We start from the raw sequence: 17,366 nt of genomic DNA, 5'->3' as shown, positions 1-17,366 counted from the left end.
CATAAACGAATGCATTAAATTTAAAAAAAACGAACCGCTCAATTGAAATGAGCAGTTCGTTTTAAAAATTCATCACATCACAAACATCGAGTAAAGTTTATTTTACAAACTTCTTTGGTTCACACGTTTAGACAATTCTTCAGCTGATTCTTTGCGTTCAGAATAACGATCTGTCAAATACTTGCTTTGTCCTCGTGTAAGAAGTGTAAATTTATAAAGCTCTTCCATCACATCAACAATTCGATCGTAATATGCAGAAGGTTTCATACGCCCATCTTCTTCAAACTCTAAAAATGCTTTTGGAATAGAAGATTGGTTCGGTATGGTAATCATCCGCATCCAACGACCAAGTATGCGCATTTGATTTACACTGTTAAATGACTGTGATCCACCACTGACCTGCATCAGAGCAAGTGTTTTACCTTGCGTTGCACGAATCGCACCGCCCGCGAGAGGAATCCAATCAATTTGTGACTTAAAGATTGAACTCATCGAACCGTGACGTTCAGGTGAACACCAAACCATACCTTCAGCCCAAGCCAATAATTCATGTAGCTCTTTCACTTTCGGATGTTCAGTATCTGCATCTTCTGGCAGAGGCAATCCTTTAGGATGAAAAATTTTAACCTCAGCACCAAATTGCTCTAAGATTCTCCCTGCTTCCATCACAGCTAAGCGACTGTAAGAGCGCTCACGATTAGAACCATACAACAATAAAATTCTTGGAGCATGATCTAACGCTTTTGCCTGTACTTTCTCTAATGTAGGCTGATCAAGCAGACTCATATCAACATTTGGAAGACTCATCACCATTACACCGATTTAAAATACTTTTTTCTTAACCACAAGGACACACTAACTAAAGCAATCAATACAGGAACTTCAACCAAAGGGCCGATCACTGTAGTGAATGCCACTGGCGAAGCTAATCCAAATGTTGCAATAGCGACAGCTAACGCCAATTCAAAATTGTTGCCTGCTGCAGTAAACGAAATTGCAGTGGTTTTAGGATAGTCATTGCCCATCCATTTGCTCATAAAGAAGCTAATGAAGAACATCACCACAAAGTAAATCGTCAGAGGGATTGCAATACGGATTACATCCAAAGGTAAGCTCACAACATCACTACCTTTCAAACTAAACATCGCGACAATTGTGAAAAGTAAAGCAAGCAGACTCAAAGGACTAATTTTTGGTAAAAAAACAGTTTGATACCAATCTAAGCCTTTAGCTCGGACGAGAATCAATCGTGTCATAAAACCAAGAAAAAATGGAATCCCAAGATAAACCAATACCGCATGCGTAATGGTCCAGAAGTCAACATTAATGACTTGTCCTGCAATGCCAAAATACGGTGGTAAGAAAGTTAGGAATAACCACGCATAAGTACTGAAGAATAAAATTTGGAAGATACTATTAAATGCAACAAGTGCTGCTACATATTGGTTATCACCACAGGCTAAACCATTCCAAACTAAAACCATTGCAATACAACGTGCCAAACCGATCAAAATCAGTCCAGTCATGTATTCAGGATAATTATGTAAAAACACAATTGCGAGTACAAACATTAATACTGGAGCAATCAACCAGTTTTGCACCAAAGATAAAGTTAAAGTTTTTTTATCTTTGAACACTTCTGGTAAAGCAGCATAATCCACTTTTGCCAAAGGTGGATACATCATCAAAATCAAACCAATCGCGATAGGAATATTGACGGAGTCGACACTCATTTTATCGAGCGTTACCGAAGCCTGAGGGAAAAATACACCGATGGCTATTCCTAGTGCCATGGCAATAAAAATCCAAAGCGTAAGATTACGATCTAGAAAAGATAACCTTTGTTGAGCCATGATGTTCTCATTCAATCTCAGAAATTTTATTGATCGCAGCAATTAACTCTGGACGAGTCATACTTTCAGTATCCATTGCAAATAAAGCATCTAAACGGCGATTGATATGATCAACAGTCACTTGGAAGGCCTTTAATTTTTCTTCTTTCGGCAAGTCTAAATGCGAAGGATCTGCTAAACCCCAATGTGCTTTGATCGCTCCACCTAAATAAAGAGGACAAGCTTCTTGTGCTGCAGAATCACATACGGTAATTACCACATCAGGTTGATATTGTTCACAGTCATCAATCGTTTTGCTCCACAAACCCTCAGTTGATAGATTTAAGTTTTCTAAAGTCTCGATCGTCAAAGGATGAACTTGGCCAGATGGCTTACTTCCTGCACTATATGCTTTCCAACCTGCTGGTGCACGATGATTAAATAACACCTCTGACAAAATGCTACGGCAACTATTTCCAGTACATAAAAATAGAAATTTCATATTCTAATTACTCACAATAACTTTTTAGAGATAAAGTAGATAAATCCTGACTAGTTGAGGATGAACCGTTGACTAAAAGAGCCAAAATATCATGGCACCATATCGGCAGTTCTGGATTGATGCTGTAATACACCCACTGACTTTGTCTTCGATCTTGTAGTAAGCCAGATGACCTTAATAAGGCTAAATGTCTCGAAATTTTTGGTTGGCTCAAGTTTAATTTTTCAGTCAAATCACAAACACATAGTTCTTTATTTTCCGCCACCAAAGTGACAATACTGAGACGTGTTTCATCAGACAAACACTTAAAGAAATTCACTCGATCCATTTCCAACCTCAAATACTGAATTATTATTTAATTAACACGCTGACCATTTTCATCAATCACCTGTTCACCATCCTCTTTGGAAAAAGCACCTTGTTGTGCAACTGGTAAAATATCCAGCACCAACTCCGATGGTCTGCATAAACGGGCACCCTGACTCGTCACAACAAAAGGACGATTAATTAAAATAGGATGTTCAAGCATAAATTCGATTAATTCATGATCTGTCCAAGTCTCACGATCCAAATCAAGTTCACGATAAGGATCAACATTCGTACGGATCGCAGCCCTTACAGACAAACCAGCATCACTAATCAATTGAATAAGTTCAGATTTTGAAGGAGGATTCAGTAAATATTCAATCACGATAGGTTCAATACCCGTATTGCGAATTAATCCGAGTGTATTTCGAGATGTCCCACATGCAGGGTTGTGATAAATCGTAATTTGTTGTTGAGTAGACATAATGAGTAAAAACATTTTGAATTAATGATAGTGACTTTATATATGAATATTCATATATACGCAATACCATATATTAAGCTTGATAAGCTCACTTACGTATACGCCCCAACTGCCTAAATAAGTATTTTTGAGCAATTTACGACCATGCAATATTCGAAATTGATCATTTTCAAAAATAAGTTAAGCAGATGAGTCAGTGAGCAAATGCTTTTTTTCTTCTAATATGCCGCTACACAGTTGCAACCGTAGAGTTCTTGCACGATGACTCAATTGCCTAAAGTTAAAGATACCTTTGTTAACTCTAAAACAGCCCAATCCATCTTAAAAACGCGTGCGGGTAAACAAGCTGCACAAGTTTTTTCAAATGCGGCGGATCGTTTCTTGAGAGGACATCAACTGGCATTGTCAGGAAAGACACCTTTTGAAGTCGTTTATGAACGTGAAATTATTAGTTTACGGTTTTACAAGGCAGATGTAGAAACAGGTGAAAATAAACACCGTGTCCCTCTCGTCATTATCCCCCCATTAGCAGCCAATACATTAGTGTTCGATTTGTTTCCTGATCGTAGTCTAATTCGTTATTTTCAAAGCCAAGGTTTTGATGTGTATATGATTGACTGGGGCACACCAAGCCGTAGACAAGCCAAATACAATTTCGGCACCTATATCAAAATCTTTATGCCCGACTTTATCAACAAAATTCGTGAACATAGCGGGCAACAGCAACTATCACTATATGGCTGGAGCCTAGGTGGAGCGATCTCACTTTGCTACACGTCATTATTTAAAGATAAAAATATTAAGAATTTAATGATTTTGGCATCACCGATTAATACCCATCAATCAGGTTATATTGGTAAGCTCTATCAAAAATTAAACACGCCAGCGCAATGGGTGCGAACCAATACCAATTTCCGAATCCGTCAAATTCCTAGCCGCTATTTTCATATTCACGGTTGGCAAAATACGCTCGGATTTAAGCTCACAGATCCCGTGGGTAATTTTAAAAATTATTGGCAATTACTGAAAAATTTGAACGATCGACAGTTTGTCATTAATCACGCAACTTCAAGTTCGTTTGTTGACAATATGCTCGCCTATCCTGGGGGTGTAATGCGCGATATCATTTTGCGCTTTTGGATCGATAACGAACTTTCGACTGGTGTGGTTCAATTTGGCGATCAAACCGCTTATTTTAAAGATATCGATTGTTCTGTTTTAGCGATTGGCGGTGATACTGATATTATCGTCACAGCTGAAGCAGTCAAACCATTAATGGATTTAATCAGCAGTCAAGATAAGCAATTCGAGATTGTTTCAGGAGGACATATGGGGTTGGTTTCAGGAAGCCAAGCACCTCTACATGTTTGGCCTGTCATTACCAACTGGCTCATTCCACGCTCTGAATAAAGCAAATAAGATTGTCAAATATTGAGTCTATGCTCAATGTTTGACAACTCATCAAATCTGCTTAACGCAGTCATTTAAGCAAAGTTATGAGTTCGGTTCAATACTAGATTCTCAACATTCACAGGACGACCTAACAGATATCCCTGCAATTGATTGCATCCAAGATGTGTCAAAATATCTGCTTGCTCCTGCGTTTCAACCCCTTCCGCAGTCACAACCAATTCTAATTTCGCAGCCAAGTGAATAATACTTTCTAAGATCGCCTCTTCTTTCGAATTAGGCTGTAAATCAATTAAAAAATCGCGATCAATTTTAAGCTCATCGATTGGTAAATCTTTTAAATAAAGAAAACTCGAATAACCTGTACCAAAATCATCAATTGCAATTCGAATCCCTAACTTTCTCAATCGCTCTAAGGTACGAATACTCGATTCGATATGATGTATCGCAGTTGATTCTGTGATTTCTAAAATGAGATGTTCAGGTTGAATTTGATATTTATCTAAGAGCTTTTCTAATACACAAAACAGTTTTTTATTTTCAAATTGCAAAGCCGAAAGATTGACTGCGATCGGATAAAAAGGACTATTACTCTGTTCCCATTTTTGGATCTGTTGGCAAGCTTGCTCAAGTGCCCAATATCCCATTGGAATGATCAAACCTGTCTTCTCAGCTCCCTCTATAAACATTTGCGGAGTTAACAATCCCAAAGTTGGATGCTTCCAACGAATCAGAGCCTCTACTCCACAAATTTCATAATTGACCGTAAACTTCGGTTGATAAAATAAGATAAACTGTTGTTCATCAACAGCTTTATAAAGATCATTAATTAATTTGGATTGACTGCGAACATCTTTTTGATCACTCGCAGAATGGAAAATAGTAAAGGTATTACGTCCTTGATCTTTAGATGCCAACATCGCGACATCTGCATTGATCAAAAGATCTTGAACATTCGTACCGTGCTCAGGATAAATCGCAATGCCCAAACTGGCTGAAATATTTATCTCTTTATTTGCAATTGAATAACTTTCTTGAATGGCATGTAGAACTTTCTCTGCTAACTCTATCGCCTCATTTGCATCAGTATGCTCTGAGATTAAAACAAACTCATCACCACCAATTCTAAACAGCTTTTGATTTTGGCCGAGTTTCTGATGTAATCGATTAGCCATTTGGATTAATAACTGATCACCAATATGGTGTCCAAAAGCATCATTAACAGACTTAAAGCGATCTAAATCAATATATAAAAATGCAGCTTTTTGTTCTTTTAAACGATGATGACTAAAAATTACTTCAGCATAATCTGTTAAAGATAAGCGATTTGGCAGTTTAGTTAAGGAATCATGTGAAGATTGGTTGGCTAACTCGCGATTGATTTTTGTTAATTGTTGGTTGCGCTCCTCTAGTCTCGCTTCTAAAACTGCAACGGCGAAACCAGCAACAAAGACTAAACTCGTAATAAAAATAATCGTAAATAACAGCACACTTTGGTCAGTTTGAGCAGCACTTAAGATCATCGCTACCCGTTCATCAAATAAGGTAGCAGCCATTCCAGTATAATGCATTCCCACAATACTAAATGCCATCAATAAAGCGATAGTCAGTTTCAAAACTGTACGATGGGTAGTCGCTGTCTTATATTTAAAAATAAACCAAAAACTTAATGCAGAACCCAAAATTGCAATCAAGATCGAACTAATGACCAAAAGTGGATCATAGTGTAGTTGATGATCGGTAAATGAGAGTGCAAGCATTCCCGTGTAGTGCATTCCTGAAATGCCTAAGCCCATAAACACAGCACCTAAAACCAATCGCGGTAAAGGTAATGTAGGTCGAGTTGTTAACCACACAGCAAATATAGAAGCCACTGCACCAACTAAATAAGACAATGCAGTCAAACTAAGATCAAAGTGATAGCCTTCTGGCAAATGGCTAGCCAGCATTCCCACAAAATGCATTGCCCATATCGCTAATCCTAAGATTAGACCACTTGCAATCAAAATACTTTTTTCAAATTTTTTATAAGCAGGTTTGAAAACAAGTTCTTCCATCGAAACTGCTGCATAGCAAGTTGCTATTGCAACCAGAATGGAAACGATGACCAATGTGCTATCGTAATCAACGTGTACCATAAAGGACTTCCATGATTATTCAGTACTTTTTTTTATTTTCTGAGCAAATTGCTCAAAATCCGAACGATCCTTCACACTCAAAAAAGATATAAATTTCGCATTCATAAACTTTCCTTAACAATAACATCATCTAGCACAAGGTCAAGTCTTTTTCACTTTATAAATCAATAGAATAAAAACATATATTCATTTCAAACCAATGAAAATTCTTGTTTTTTTTACTGCAATTTTCAAACCACATTGCAGATTCAATTGAACTAAGCACTTTGATGTTAATTTTTTGATTATGAGATACTAAAAGCTGAACCGTCGTACATTCAATTTAAAAAACAATCAACAATTATAAAAGACACTTTCACCTTTAATAAATGCTTTAAACATATATATAGTATGCCTTTTTATCATGCTGTTTGTTATAACTCTGTTATTAAAAAAGACTAAGAATATGAAGTTTTTTATACCGAAAGCAAATAAGAGACCACACTCCTTATCAGGTAATTTATTTTTTATACTCTCAGTAACATCTTAAAAATTCTTACTTCCATACGAGCCGCGAGAATTAACTCAACGACCTAAACTGCAAAATTAGGCTATCATCACAAGATACAGCACTTTAAGTGATGCAATAAAAAAGCCCTTGTATAAACAAGGGCTCTTCAAAGATTAAACTAAAAAAATTAGTTTTTCTCTTTATCAACGATTTTGTTCGCTTGAATCCAAGGCATCATCGCACGTAATTTAGCACCCGTTACTTCAATACCATGTGCTGCATTTTGACGACGACGAGCAGTCATAGATGGGTAGTTCAACGCACCTTCTTGGATGAACATTTTCGCATATTCACCAGATTGGATACGTTTCAATGCATTACGCATTGCTTCACGTGACTGTTCGTTGATTACTTCAACACCAGTTACGTATTCACCGTATTCAGCATTGTTAGATACTGAATAGTTCATGTCAGCGATACCGCCTTCGAACATCAAATCAACGATCAATTTAAGCTCATGCAAGCATTCGAAGTAAGCCATTTCTGGTGCATAACCAGCTTCAACTAAAGTTTCGAAGCCCATTTTAACCAATTCAACAGCACCACCACAAAGAACTGCTTGTTCACCGAATAAATCAGTTTCAGTTTCTTCACGGAATGAAGTTTCGATGATACCTGTACGACCACCACCTACGCCTGAAGCATAAGAAAGTGCAACATTACGAGCATTACCAGAAGCATCTTGGTGAATCGCGATAAGATCAGGAACACCTGAACCACGTTGGAATTCTGAACGTACAGTGTGACCAGGTGCTTTTGGAGCAACCATGATTACGTCTAAATCTTTACGTGGAACAACTTGGTTATAAAGAACAGAGAAACCATGAGCAAATGCTAAAGTTGCACCTTCTTTGATGTTTGGTTCAATTACATCACGATAAAGTTGAGCTTGGAACTCATCTGGAGTCAAGATCATAACTAAGTCAGCTTGAGCAACAGCTGCTGGCACTTCAGAAACTTTAAGACCTGAATTTTCAGCTTTTTTCCAAGATGCTGAACCAGCACGTAAACCAACAGTTACGTCTACGCCAGAGTCTTTCAAGTTAAGTGCGTGAGCATGACCTTGTGAACCATAACCAATAATTGCAACTTTCTTGCCTTGGATGATTGATAAGTCACAGTCTTTATCGTAAAAAATTTGCATCTGTTTTCTCCGCTAAAATTTTTGTCATTTCCCTTGTTATACAAGGATAGATCCTTTGAAACTTCCCAATTCTTCCATTTCTATATGCAGAACTGGGGAAGCGTTAAATACTTAAAACTTTTTCACCACGTGCGATGCCTGACACACCAGAACGTACAACTTCTAAAATTGTATTCTCAGCAAGTGCATCAATAAAACCATCGATCTTATCAGTCGTACCAGCAATTTGAATCGTATAAGTCGTCGGTGTTACATCAACGATTTGAGCACGGAAAATATCAGCTGTACGCTTAATTTCCGCACGAGCTGCACCTAAAGCTTTCACTTTAATCAACATAAGCTCGCGCTCAATATGTGCACCTTCTGACAAATCAACCACCTTAACCACTTCAACTAATTTATTCAGTTGTTTTGTGATCTGCTCGATTTTGTGATCATCACCATAAGTTGTCAGCGTCAAACGAGATAAAGTTTCATCTTCAGTTGGAGCAACGTTTAAAGTCTCGATGTTGTAACCACGTTGAGAGAATAAACCGACCAAACGAGAAAGCGCACCTGCTTCATTTTCTACAAGTACAGAGATAATGTGTCTCATGCCGTGCGCTCCCCTTTACCTAACCACATATCTTTCATCGACTGGCCTGCAATAAGCATTGGATAAACATGCTCGGTACGGTCAACCATGACATTAATGAACACACATTTATCATTAATCGCCATCGCTTCTGCAAGCTTAGATTCAAGCTCATCTGCGTGGTCAATTTGAATACCAACGTGACCGTAAGCTTCCATTAATTTGGCAAAGTCAGGTAATGAGTCAACGTATGAACTTGAATGACGTCCTTCATAGTTCATATCTTGCCATTGTTTAACCATGCCTAGAGCTTGGTTATTTAAGCAAAGAATTTTCACATTTAAGCCATACTGCTTACATGTTGATAACTCTTGGATACACATCTGAATCGATGCTTCACCAGTAATACAAACCACTTGCTGATCTGGGAAAGCAAGTTTAGCTGCCATCGCATATGGTAAACCAACACCCATGGTACCTAGACCACCAGAGTTGATCCATTGACGTGGACGCTTATATTTATAATACAAAGCACCAAACATTTGATGTTGACCCACGTCAGACGTGATAATCGCTTCACCATTTGTAACTTTGCACAAAGCTTTAACCACTTGCTGTGGTTTCATTGAACCATCAGTTGGTGTTTCATATTTCAAACCGTGGACTTTGCGCCACTCATTGATTTGTGACCACCATTCAGCAATAGCTTCTGGGTTTGGCTTTGACACATTCATTTGTTTCAACTGAGCCAACATTTCTTGAAGGACAGGCTCAACAGCACCCACAATCGGGATATGCGCCATAATCGTCTTCGAAATTGTTGCTGGGTCAATATCAATATGAATGACTTTAGCATTTTGACAGAACTTAGCTGGGTTGTTGGTTACACGGTCATCAAAACGCGCACCAATTGCCAAAATGACATCTGCATTGTGCATCGTCATATTCGCTTCATAAGTTCCATGCATACCCAACATACCCACAAATTGTGGATCATCGCCAGGGAAAGCACCTAAACCCATTAAAGTATTTGTTACTGGGTAGCCAAGTAAATGCGCAAGTTCTGTTAATAATTCAGAAGCATTACCTTGAACAACACCACCACCAGTATAAATAACTGGGCGTTTAGCAGTAATTAATTCATCAATTGCTTTACGAATCTGACCTGAATGTCCACGTGAAGGCGGTTGATAAGAGCGCATTTTCACTTTTTCTGGATATTCGTAAGCAAATTTCTCTGCTGGGTTAGTCGCATCTTTAGGAATATCAACCACAACTGGACCTGGACGACCAGATGAAGCGATATAGAATGCTTTTTTGATAATTGCTGGAATTTCACTAGCATGACGCACTTGGAAACTATGTTTTACGATTGGACGAGAAATACCAACCATATCTGTTTCTTGGAATGCATCTTCTCCAATTAAATGAGTCGCAACTTGACCAGACAAAATCACCATTGGGATTGAGTCCATATATGCCGTTGCAATTGGAGTAACTGTGTTTGTTGCACCAGGTCCTGAAGTGACGAGCACTACACCTGTTTTACCCGTTACGCGTGAGTATGCATCTGCCATATGACCAGCAGCTTGCTCATGACGTACAAGGTAATGATTAATTTTGTCTTGTTGAAATAGCGCGTCATAGATATGTAAAACTGCGCCGCCTGGATAACCAAAAACATGCTCTACGCCTTCGTCCGCAAGCGCACGAACGAGCATTTCACCACCAGATAAAAGTTCCAACGTGATTCACCCTAGTGTTTGCACAATTTATGGGAGACATAAACTGTGTTCATTCATTAACTTTATGCACTTTTTATAAGTGTGCGTATTCTACTCGTTTTTGCTGCAATAGGAAAAATTTTCTGACTCATCAGCCGTATAAGCTGTTATTACATCTCGAATCAAAATATGTTGGGATAAACATATTTCAAAAAATCATTCTCTCGGCTAGAAAGAATGTCCATTGCAAGCCATGACATTTATCCGAAGGGTGATCAAATAAACGCATATAAAACTAAAGCATGCATTTTTGTTGCTTTCATATACAAAGTCAATAACAAAGAAAAGGTTTTTTAAGAATATTTTTTAGCTGTTGCTTTTTTAAGCACTATTCACGCATTTTTTGAATGTAGTACCACTCCATTTATCAAATAACTATTTTCTTTTTCAGTAAAAATAGGCATTGTTATTCACGCATAAAAGCACTTTGATCGAATGTAGACAAAATTCTCTTGGGGAGATCAAATATGACATCAAATCATTTAAAAACAAGCTTATACACTTTAGCAGCGACAGTTATGCTTCTAAGTTCTAGTCAAAACCATGCACAGCAATATTACAAATGGGTCGACGCTAGTGGCTCCACTCATTACACAGCCACTCCACCTCCTAAAGGTGCAAAACGTTTAGATAAAGTCACAACTTATGGTAGCCACAACTACAGTTCCAGCAATCCAACTAGTACAACAACACAACCTACTCAAACGCCACAAAGCGATATAAATCAACAAAACAATTCATCAACTACGAATATGCCTACCGATAATTCTAAGCCTGTTCCAACAGTAGAAGCACCAAGTGTATCTTCGAATTCAGGTGTAAAAGTTCAGCCAAAACTTTAAATAATAAAATTCGATTAAGGTGATGAAATAAGACATCACCTTAATTCGTCTATAAAACGACTAATCTTATTTCCCTATGAAAAACATCTTTCATCTAGTCATAGTAATATTTAGTGCACCAAACGAAAAAGTGAAGTAGCTGATCAAAGAAGACGGAGAAATTAACCAACTTAAGAACAGCAAATCGATAAAAGCACTGAAATAGAACCACTGATACTCAATAGCCAGAAGATAAAATCTTGCTCTAAAAACTGACATTCGCCCCTATTTTGCGCTATGCTGTGCGGCAATCTTAACTTTAATTTTTGTTGTATCGCATATCCCTATGACGACTTCTCACATTGACTCCGAATATCAAGCAAGTGCCATTGAGCCTCAAGTTCAACAAGACTGGGACAATCGCAAAGTTTTTAAAGTTGCAGACACTGTAGAGGGCAAACATCGCTATATCCTGTCGATGTTCCCTTACCCAAGTGGCAAACTGCATATGGGGCATGTGCGTAACTACACCATTGGTGACGTGATCAGCCGTTTTTACCGTCTAAAAGGCGAAACGGTATTACAACCAATGGGTTGGGATGCGTTTGGTTTACCTGCTGAAAATGCAGCGATCGCTCATCAAGTTGCACCAGCAAAATGGACATTTGAAAATATCGCATATATGCGTGACCAATTAAAAAAATTGGGTTTGTCTGTGGACTGGGATCGTGAATTTGCAACCTGTACACCAGAATACTATCACTGGGAACAATGGTTATTTGTTCAGCTTTATAAAAAGGGTTTGATTTATCGTAAGCTCTCAACAGTAAACTGGGACCCAGTTGACCAAACTGTTTTAGCAAACGAACAAGTTGAAAATGGTCGTGGATGGCGTTCTGGTGCATTGGTAGAAAAACGTGATATTCCAATGTATTACTTCCGCATCACAGACTATGCACAAGAATTATTAGATGATTTAGACACCTTGCAAGATGGTTGGCCACAACAAGTGTTGACCATGCAACGCAATTGGATCGGCCGCTCTACAGGAATGGAAATTACTTTCCCATCTGCAAATACAGAAATTTATGCAGATGGCTTAACTGTTTACACAACACGAGCTGATACCTTAATGGGTGTGACTTATGTTGCTGTTGCAGCAGAACACCCTCTTGCGCTTAAAGCAGCGGAAAACAATCCTGAATTGGCTGTATTTATCGAAGAATGTCGTATGGGATCAGTGGCTGAAGCTGATTTAGCGACTGCCGAAAAGAAAGGCATGGCAACAGGTTTATTCGTAAAACATCCTGTAACTGGTGATGAGCTTCCTGTCTGGATCGCAAACTACGTATTAATGTCATACGGTTCGGGTGCTGTGATGGCTGTGCCAGCACACGACGAACGTGATTTTGAATTTGCCAACAAGTTTAATTTACCAATCAAACAAGTGATCGATGCTAAAGCTGCTGATGATGCCGACTACTCTGCAACTGAATGGCAAGAATGGTATGGCTCTAAAGAAGGTAAACTCGTAAATTCAGGCGAGTTCGACGGTTTAGATTTCCAAGCCGCGTTTGATGCTTTCCTTGCAAAATTAGAACCACAAGGTTTAGCAAATGCTAAAGTTCAATTCCGTTTACGTGACTGGGGGGTATCTCGTCAACGTTACTGGGGTTGTCCAATTCCAATGATTAACTGTAACACTTGTGGTCAAGTCCCAGTGCCAGAAGATCAATTGCCAGTGGTATTACCAACTGATGTGGTTCCAGATGGTTCTGGTAACCCATTAAATAAAATGCCTGAATTCTATGAAACCAAATGTCCTTGCTGTGGTGGCGATGCACGCCGTGAAACAGATACCTTGGATACTTTCGTAGAATCATCTTGGTACTATGCGCGCTATGCATCTCCTGACTTTACAGGTGGTATGGTAAAACCAGAAGCTGCTCAAAACTGGCTCCCTGTAAACCAATACATCGGTGGTGTTGAGCATGCAATTCTGCATTTACTTTATGCACGCTTCTTCCACAAATTAATGCGTGATGAAGGTGTAGTACAAGGTAACGAACCATTTACCAACTTGCTTACTCAAGGCATGGTGTTAGCTGATACCTTCTATCGTGAAGCTGAAAATGGTAAGAAGACTTGGTTTAATCCTGCTGACATCGAATTAGAACGTGATGAGAAAGGTCGTATTCTTTCTGCGAAATACTCAGGTGATGGTCAAGAAGTTATCATCGGCGGACAAGAGAAAATGTCTAAGTCGAAAAACAACGGGATCGACCCACAAGCAATTATTGATCAGTACGGTGCAGATACAGCACGTGTATTCATGATGTTTGCTGCACCACCAGATCAATCTTTAGAATGGTCAGATGCAGGTGTCGAAGGTGCGAACCGCTTCTTAAAACGCGTATGGCGTTTAGCTGCTGGTTTCTTGGAAACAGGCAACCAAACAACGACGATTGATACTGCGAACTTGTCTAAAGATGCACAAGATTTACGTCGCAAAACGCATGAAACCATCCAAAAAGTGGGTGATGACATCGAGCGTCGCCATGCATTCAATACTGCGATTGCAGCATTGATGGAGTTGCTGAATGCAACTAACAAGTTTGAAGCAAAAGATGATAATGATGCTGCTGTAGCACGCGAAGCAATTACTACATTGTTAACCTTGCTTGCTCCATTTGCACCACATCTCAGTCAAACTTTATTGACTCAGTTTGGTATCGACTTAACAGCTGCTGCCTTCCCGCAAGTGGATGAATCAGCATTAACACGTAATACACAAACGATTGTTGTACAAGTGAATGGTAAGCTCCGTGGTAAGTTAGATGTCGCTGTCGATATTTCAAAAGATGATTTATTGGCTTTAGCAAAAGCTTTACCAGAAGTTCAACAATTCTTAACTGGACCAACCAAGAAAGAAATTGTTGTACCAAATAAACTTGTGAATTTAGTGGTTTAATTTTCTGTTTAAACTCCCTCTCCTAGCGAGAGAGTGAACTTTATCGAAACAAAACCTCATCAAAGCCCGCTGTCATTCAACGGGCTTTGATTCTAAAATGTGGTCAAATTATCAAGATTAAATCTTCCATATTTGCTGGAAGATCATAAGGACAAAGCATGCATATAGCTCAACGTTTCGCTGCGATTGTTTTAACATTAGGCCTAAGTGCAGGCTTAGCCAGTTGCGGTTTCCATTTGAAAGGAAGTAATCCAACGGCAACGCCTTTGGTATATAACAAATTAAATCTTGTTTTACCTGACAATACCGATGAGCTTGAAAATCGTCTGAGCATTTACTTGAATGCAACAGGTGTACAACTGAGCAATGCGAACGATGCTTATGTACTGCGCATATTAGACTACACGCCTCGCCGTCAATTATTGAATGGAAAATTAACTGAAGTCTTGCTTCGTCTAACTGTGACTTTCCAAATTGAAGATCGTCAAGGCAATAAAATTACTGAACCTCGCACATTAACTGCATCACGTAGTTATCAATATGATGTCGCAACGGTCAACACCGACAATCAACAAGAAGCTTATTTAAATAAGATTGTAATTGATGATGTGGCTCAACAGATTACGCGTCAAATTGCAGCAAATCGTTTACCGAAAGCACAGTCGTAATCGCGATTTATGAAACTAGATTATGTTCAAGCTTTAAAACGTGTAAATGAAGCCCGTGGTGCATGGATCATCCATGGGCAAGAGCCTTTGCTTGAACAAAATCTACTCGATACATTTCGTAAAGCGTGGCAACAACAAGAAGTTGAACGTCAACGCTATGATATTAGCAGTGTGAATGATTGGAAAAATGTCTTTAATGCATTGAATAGCCTGTCATTATTTTCTCAACAACTCGCAATTGAAGTCCATGGCAACATCAAACCTGATGCCAATGGGCTAAAACAGCTCAAAAGTTATATTCAGCACAATGAACATAACTTATTGCTTATCGTATTACCGAAACAAGATAGCAGTAGTTTAAAGTCCGCTTTCTTTCAGGTGGTTGAAGCAAATGGTGTTGTAGTTCCCTTAACGGCAACCTATCCGCAAGACCGACAACGAATATTAAGTATTGAAGCCGACAAGCTCGGAATCCAATTGAATAATGATGCATGGCAATGGCTGATGCAGCATCATGAACATAACCTACTGGCAGCCAAAAACAGTTTGATGCGTGTTGCAGATACCTTTCCCGATATCAAACAAATCCAGATTGAACAACTCTATGCGTGTTTACAAGATCAATCACGCTATACCACCTATGATTTAAGTGATGCATTATTAACAGGAAATTTAGCTCAATCCGTTAAAATCTATCAGTATCTCCTTGCTGCTGGCGAACCAGATAGTTTGATCTTATGGACACTCAGCAAAGAAATGCGTCTACTTATGCAACTTTTTGAGCAGCCACAGAATGCATTGCAACTAGGGATTTGGAAAACTAAAGTTTCGCTTTATCAGCAAGCATTACGCCGCTTAAACCCTCGACAGTTTTTAAAATGGCCTGAACTTTTATTAACAATAGATGCTGCAATTAAAGGAATGTCTAAAGAAAACTCAGAACATCTGATGCTTCAAGCAATCAGTGAACTGTGTGGTACAACTTTATTTCCAAGCTTTTCTTAAAGATAAATAAAAAAGGATGACTTTATGTCATTGGATTTAACCACAATCCAGAAAGAACAAATCAAAGATATACTTTCGCGTGCTGATGCTCTTATTATCAGCTCAGGTGCTGGTATGGGTGTTGACTCTGGGCTACCTGATTTTCGTGGTAATCACGGTATGTGGCAAGCCTATCCTGAACTAGGCAAACAACGAATTGATTTTACAGAAATCGCCAATCCAGCCGCTTTTCATCGCCATCCACGTTTAGCTTGGGGCTTTTACGGACATCGTTTAGTACTCTATCGTAAGACTCAACCCCATATAGGTTTTGAATTACTCAATCAATTGGCAGAGAAATTAGCACTACCTTACTTTATATTCACTTCTAACGTCGACGGGCAATTTCAAAAGGCAGGCTTTAGTCCAAAGCAGATTTATGAATGTCATGGTTCAATTCATCATTTACAATGCTTAGCTAGTTGTACTTCAGAAATTTGGTCAGCAGATGACATCTCGCCTGAAATCGACCATCTAAATTGCCAATGGTTAGATGACCTCCCTCACTGTAAACATTGTGGCGGTTTGGCACGTCCTAATATCTTAATGTTTGATGACTACGAGTGGATTGCTCAGCGACAAGCACAGCAACGAAATCGTTTAGAATCCTTTATAAATCAATATAAACAACCACTTGTTATAGAGATTGGTGCAGGTACAGCTATTCCAACAGTACGCTATTTCAGTGAACGATTTGCGCCCTCTCTGATTCGTATTAATCCTCGTGATTATGCTTTACCCAAAACAGGTGGAATCGCTCTTGCCATGAGTGCTGCACATGGTATTCAAATAATATATGACATTTCCACGACATAGCATCACAGCCAAATAGTAAATAATTCTCATTATAAATTAAAAATATCCACGCTTTATCCTTATTTCACTTTTATACTAAGTTTATTTTCTTCATTTTGACCTCGTGACCATGCCAAAAACAAGCTCTAAAAAAATTCAACCTCGCAAAATAATATTGATCGCTCTCGGTGTATTGATCATAGCAGCACTAGGTTGGATGTTCTTTAAACCTAAAGCTGAAGTTCCACAATATATTAGTGCTGAAGTTTCGCGTGGTGATATTGAAGATTCTGTTTTAGCCACAGGTGTATTGGAAGCCACCAAAATGGTGAGTGTCGGTGCA

The 17,366-nt window shown here is 38.8% G+C and carries 15 protein-coding genes and 1 pseudogene; 7 read left to right on the top strand and 9 right to left on the bottom strand.

Going from position 1 to position 17,366, the window contains the following annotated elements; genetic code table 11:
* Nucleotides 1-102: 102 nt before the first annotated feature.
* From arsH to arsC, 5 genes are read right to left on the bottom strand one after another with little or no spacing between them, the layout of a single operon-like run.
* Nucleotides 103-807, bottom strand: a complete 705-nt coding sequence (arsH, locus tag A2003_RS09835) for an arsenical resistance protein ArsH (protein WP_087540575.1) — start codon at nucleotides 805-807, stop codon at nucleotides 103-105.
* Nucleotides 808-812: 5 nt separating this feature from the next.
* A complete protein-coding gene (gene arsB / locus A2003_RS09830) occupies nucleotides 813-1,853 on the bottom strand; it encodes an ACR3 family arsenite efflux transporter (protein WP_004960899.1) in 1,041 nt (346 codons plus the stop codon).
* A 7-nt stretch (nucleotides 1,854-1,860) separates the two neighbouring features.
* Nucleotides 1,861-2,334, bottom strand: coding sequence for an arsenate reductase ArsC (locus A2003_RS09825; RefSeq protein ID WP_004955597.1), 474 nt, complete (start codon nucleotides 2,332-2,334; stop codon nucleotides 1,861-1,863).
* Between the two features lie 7 nt (nucleotides 2,335-2,341).
* Entirely contained in the window at nucleotides 2,342-2,662 is a 321-nt protein-coding gene (locus A2003_RS09820; protein ID WP_004906573.1) for a metalloregulator ArsR/SmtB family transcription factor, read from the bottom strand.
* 27 nt (nucleotides 2,663-2,689) lie between these two features.
* The gene (gene arsC, locus A2003_RS09815) at nucleotides 2,690-3,124 is read right to left on the bottom strand and encodes an arsenate reductase (glutaredoxin) (RefSeq protein ID WP_168154685.1); all 435 of its coding nucleotides are present in this window, start codon (nucleotides 3,122-3,124) and stop codon (nucleotides 2,690-2,692) included.
* Nucleotides 3,125-3,385: 261 nt separating this feature from the next.
* Here arsC and A2003_RS09810 point away from each other — a divergent pair, with 261 nt between their 5' ends.
* Nucleotides 3,386-4,534 carry an alpha/beta fold hydrolase gene (locus A2003_RS09810; RefSeq protein ID WP_125299451.1) on the top strand — a complete coding sequence of 383 codons (1,149 nt, stop codon included), beginning with the start codon at nucleotides 3,386-3,388 and terminating at the stop codon, nucleotides 4,532-4,534.
* Between the two features lie 74 nt (nucleotides 4,535-4,608).
* Here A2003_RS09810 and A2003_RS09805 read toward each other — a convergent pair whose 3' ends face one another.
* The 4 genes from A2003_RS09805 to A2003_RS09790 form a co-directional block, all read right to left on the bottom strand.
* Complete coding sequence (locus A2003_RS09805) at nucleotides 4,609-6,672, bottom strand: putative bifunctional diguanylate cyclase/phosphodiesterase (RefSeq protein ID WP_286687269.1); 2,064 nt, start codon at nucleotides 6,670-6,672, stop codon at nucleotides 4,609-4,611.
* Nucleotides 6,673-7,349: 677 nt separating this feature from the next.
* A complete protein-coding gene (ilvC, locus tag A2003_RS09800) occupies nucleotides 7,350-8,366 on the bottom strand; it encodes a ketol-acid reductoisomerase (protein ID WP_004906565.1) in 1,017 nt (338 codons plus the stop codon).
* 103 nt (nucleotides 8,367-8,469) lie between these two features.
* Nucleotides 8,470-8,961 carry an acetolactate synthase small subunit gene (gene ilvN / locus A2003_RS09795; RefSeq protein WP_004760770.1) on the bottom strand — a complete coding sequence of 164 codons (492 nt, stop codon included), beginning with the start codon at nucleotides 8,959-8,961 and terminating at the stop codon, nucleotides 8,470-8,472.
* Nucleotides 8,958-10,685: an acetolactate synthase 3 large subunit gene (locus tag A2003_RS09790; protein ID WP_286687268.1), complete on the bottom strand. Its 1,728-nt coding sequence runs from the start codon at nucleotides 10,683-10,685 to the stop codon at nucleotides 8,958-8,960. The genes ilvN and A2003_RS09790 overlap by 4 nt, the downstream gene beginning before the upstream one ends.
* 506 nt (nucleotides 10,686-11,191) lie before the next feature.
* Here A2003_RS09790 and A2003_RS09785 point away from each other — a divergent pair.
* The 6 genes and pseudogenes from A2003_RS09785 to A2003_RS09760 all read left to right on the top strand — a co-directional run.
* A complete protein-coding gene (locus tag A2003_RS09785; RefSeq protein ID WP_286687267.1) occupies nucleotides 11,192-11,566 on the top strand; it encodes a DUF4124 domain-containing protein in 375 nt (124 codons plus the stop codon).
* A 325-nt stretch (nucleotides 11,567-11,891) separates the two neighbouring features.
* Nucleotides 11,892-14,516 (top strand): leucine--tRNA ligase, encoded by a 2,625-nt coding sequence (gene leuS / locus A2003_RS09780; protein WP_125318563.1) that lies wholly within the window; start codon nucleotides 11,892-11,894, stop codon nucleotides 14,514-14,516.
* A 158-nt stretch (nucleotides 14,517-14,674) separates the two neighbouring features.
* Nucleotides 14,675-15,184 carry an LPS-assembly lipoprotein LptE gene (locus tag A2003_RS09775; protein ID WP_125297494.1) on the top strand — a complete coding sequence of 170 codons (510 nt, stop codon included), beginning with the start codon at nucleotides 14,675-14,677 and terminating at the stop codon, nucleotides 15,182-15,184.
* 9 nt (nucleotides 15,185-15,193) lie between these two features.
* Nucleotides 15,194-16,189: a DNA polymerase III subunit delta gene (holA, locus tag A2003_RS09770; RefSeq protein WP_039047718.1), complete on the top strand. Its 996-nt coding sequence runs from the start codon at nucleotides 15,194-15,196 to the stop codon at nucleotides 16,187-16,189.
* A gap of 24 nt (nucleotides 16,190-16,213) precedes the next feature.
* Nucleotides 16,214-17,044 carry an SIR2 family NAD-dependent protein deacylase gene (locus A2003_RS09765; protein ID WP_286687266.1) on the top strand — a complete coding sequence of 277 codons (831 nt, stop codon included), beginning with the start codon at nucleotides 16,214-16,216 and terminating at the stop codon, nucleotides 17,042-17,044.
* 109 nt (nucleotides 17,045-17,153) lie between these two features.
* Nucleotides 17,154-17,366 (top strand): annotated as a pseudogene (locus A2003_RS09760) (MacA family efflux pump subunit); the annotation flags it as partial.

This window comes from Acinetobacter sp. GWC1_38_13, assembly GCF_001767535.1.
GTDB classification, from domain to species: domain Bacteria; phylum Pseudomonadota; class Gammaproteobacteria; order Pseudomonadales; family Moraxellaceae; genus Acinetobacter; species Acinetobacter junii.
The sequence above is the reverse complement of the archived record's forward strand: the minus strand, read 5'-3'. Positions and strand labels throughout refer to the sequence as shown.

What these genes read in the sequence shown, in the direction of transcription:
- A2003_RS09805 (WP_286687269.1), bottom strand. Translation starts at nt 6,672, where the DNA reads ATGGTACACGTTGATTACGATAGCACATTGGTCATCGTTTCCATTCTG.
- A2003_RS09765 (WP_286687266.1), top strand. Translation starts at nt 16,214, where the DNA reads ATGTCATTGGATTTAACCACAATCCAGAAAGAACAAATCAAAGATATA.
- A2003_RS09820 (WP_004906573.1), bottom strand. Translation starts at nt 2,662, where the DNA reads ATGGATCGAGTGAATTTCTTTAAGTGTTTGTCTGATGAAACACGTCTC.
- A2003_RS09785 (WP_286687267.1), top strand. Translation starts at nt 11,192, where the DNA reads ATGACATCAAATCATTTAAAAACAAGCTTATACACTTTAGCAGCGACA.
- arsB (WP_004960899.1), bottom strand. Translation starts at nt 1,853, where the DNA reads ATGGCTCAACAAAGGTTATCTTTTCTAGATCGTAATCTTACGCTTTGG.
- A2003_RS09775 (WP_125297494.1), top strand. Translation starts at nt 14,675, where the DNA reads ATGCATATAGCTCAACGTTTCGCTGCGATTGTTTTAACATTAGGCCTA.
- ilvC (WP_004906565.1), bottom strand. Translation starts at nt 8,366, where the DNA reads ATGCAAATTTTTTACGATAAAGACTGTGACTTATCAATCATCCAAGGC.
- A2003_RS09810 (WP_125299451.1), top strand. Translation starts at nt 3,386, where the DNA reads ATGACTCAATTGCCTAAAGTTAAAGATACCTTTGTTAACTCTAAAACA.
- leuS (WP_125318563.1), top strand. Translation starts at nt 11,892, where the DNA reads ATGACGACTTCTCACATTGACTCCGAATATCAAGCAAGTGCCATTGAG.
- ilvN (WP_004760770.1), bottom strand. Translation starts at nt 8,961, where the DNA reads ATGAGACACATTATCTCTGTACTTGTAGAAAATGAAGCAGGTGCGCTT.
- holA (WP_039047718.1), top strand. Translation starts at nt 15,194, where the DNA reads ATGAAACTAGATTATGTTCAAGCTTTAAAACGTGTAAATGAAGCCCGT.
- arsH (WP_087540575.1), bottom strand. Translation starts at nt 807, where the DNA reads ATGAGTCTTCCAAATGTTGATATGAGTCTGCTTGATCAGCCTACATTA.
- A2003_RS09825 (WP_004955597.1), bottom strand. Translation starts at nt 2,334, where the DNA reads ATGAAATTTCTATTTTTATGTACTGGAAATAGTTGCCGTAGCATTTTG.
- arsC (WP_168154685.1), bottom strand. Translation starts at nt 3,124, where the DNA reads ATGTCTACTCAACAACAAATTACGATTTATCACAACCCTGCATGTGGG.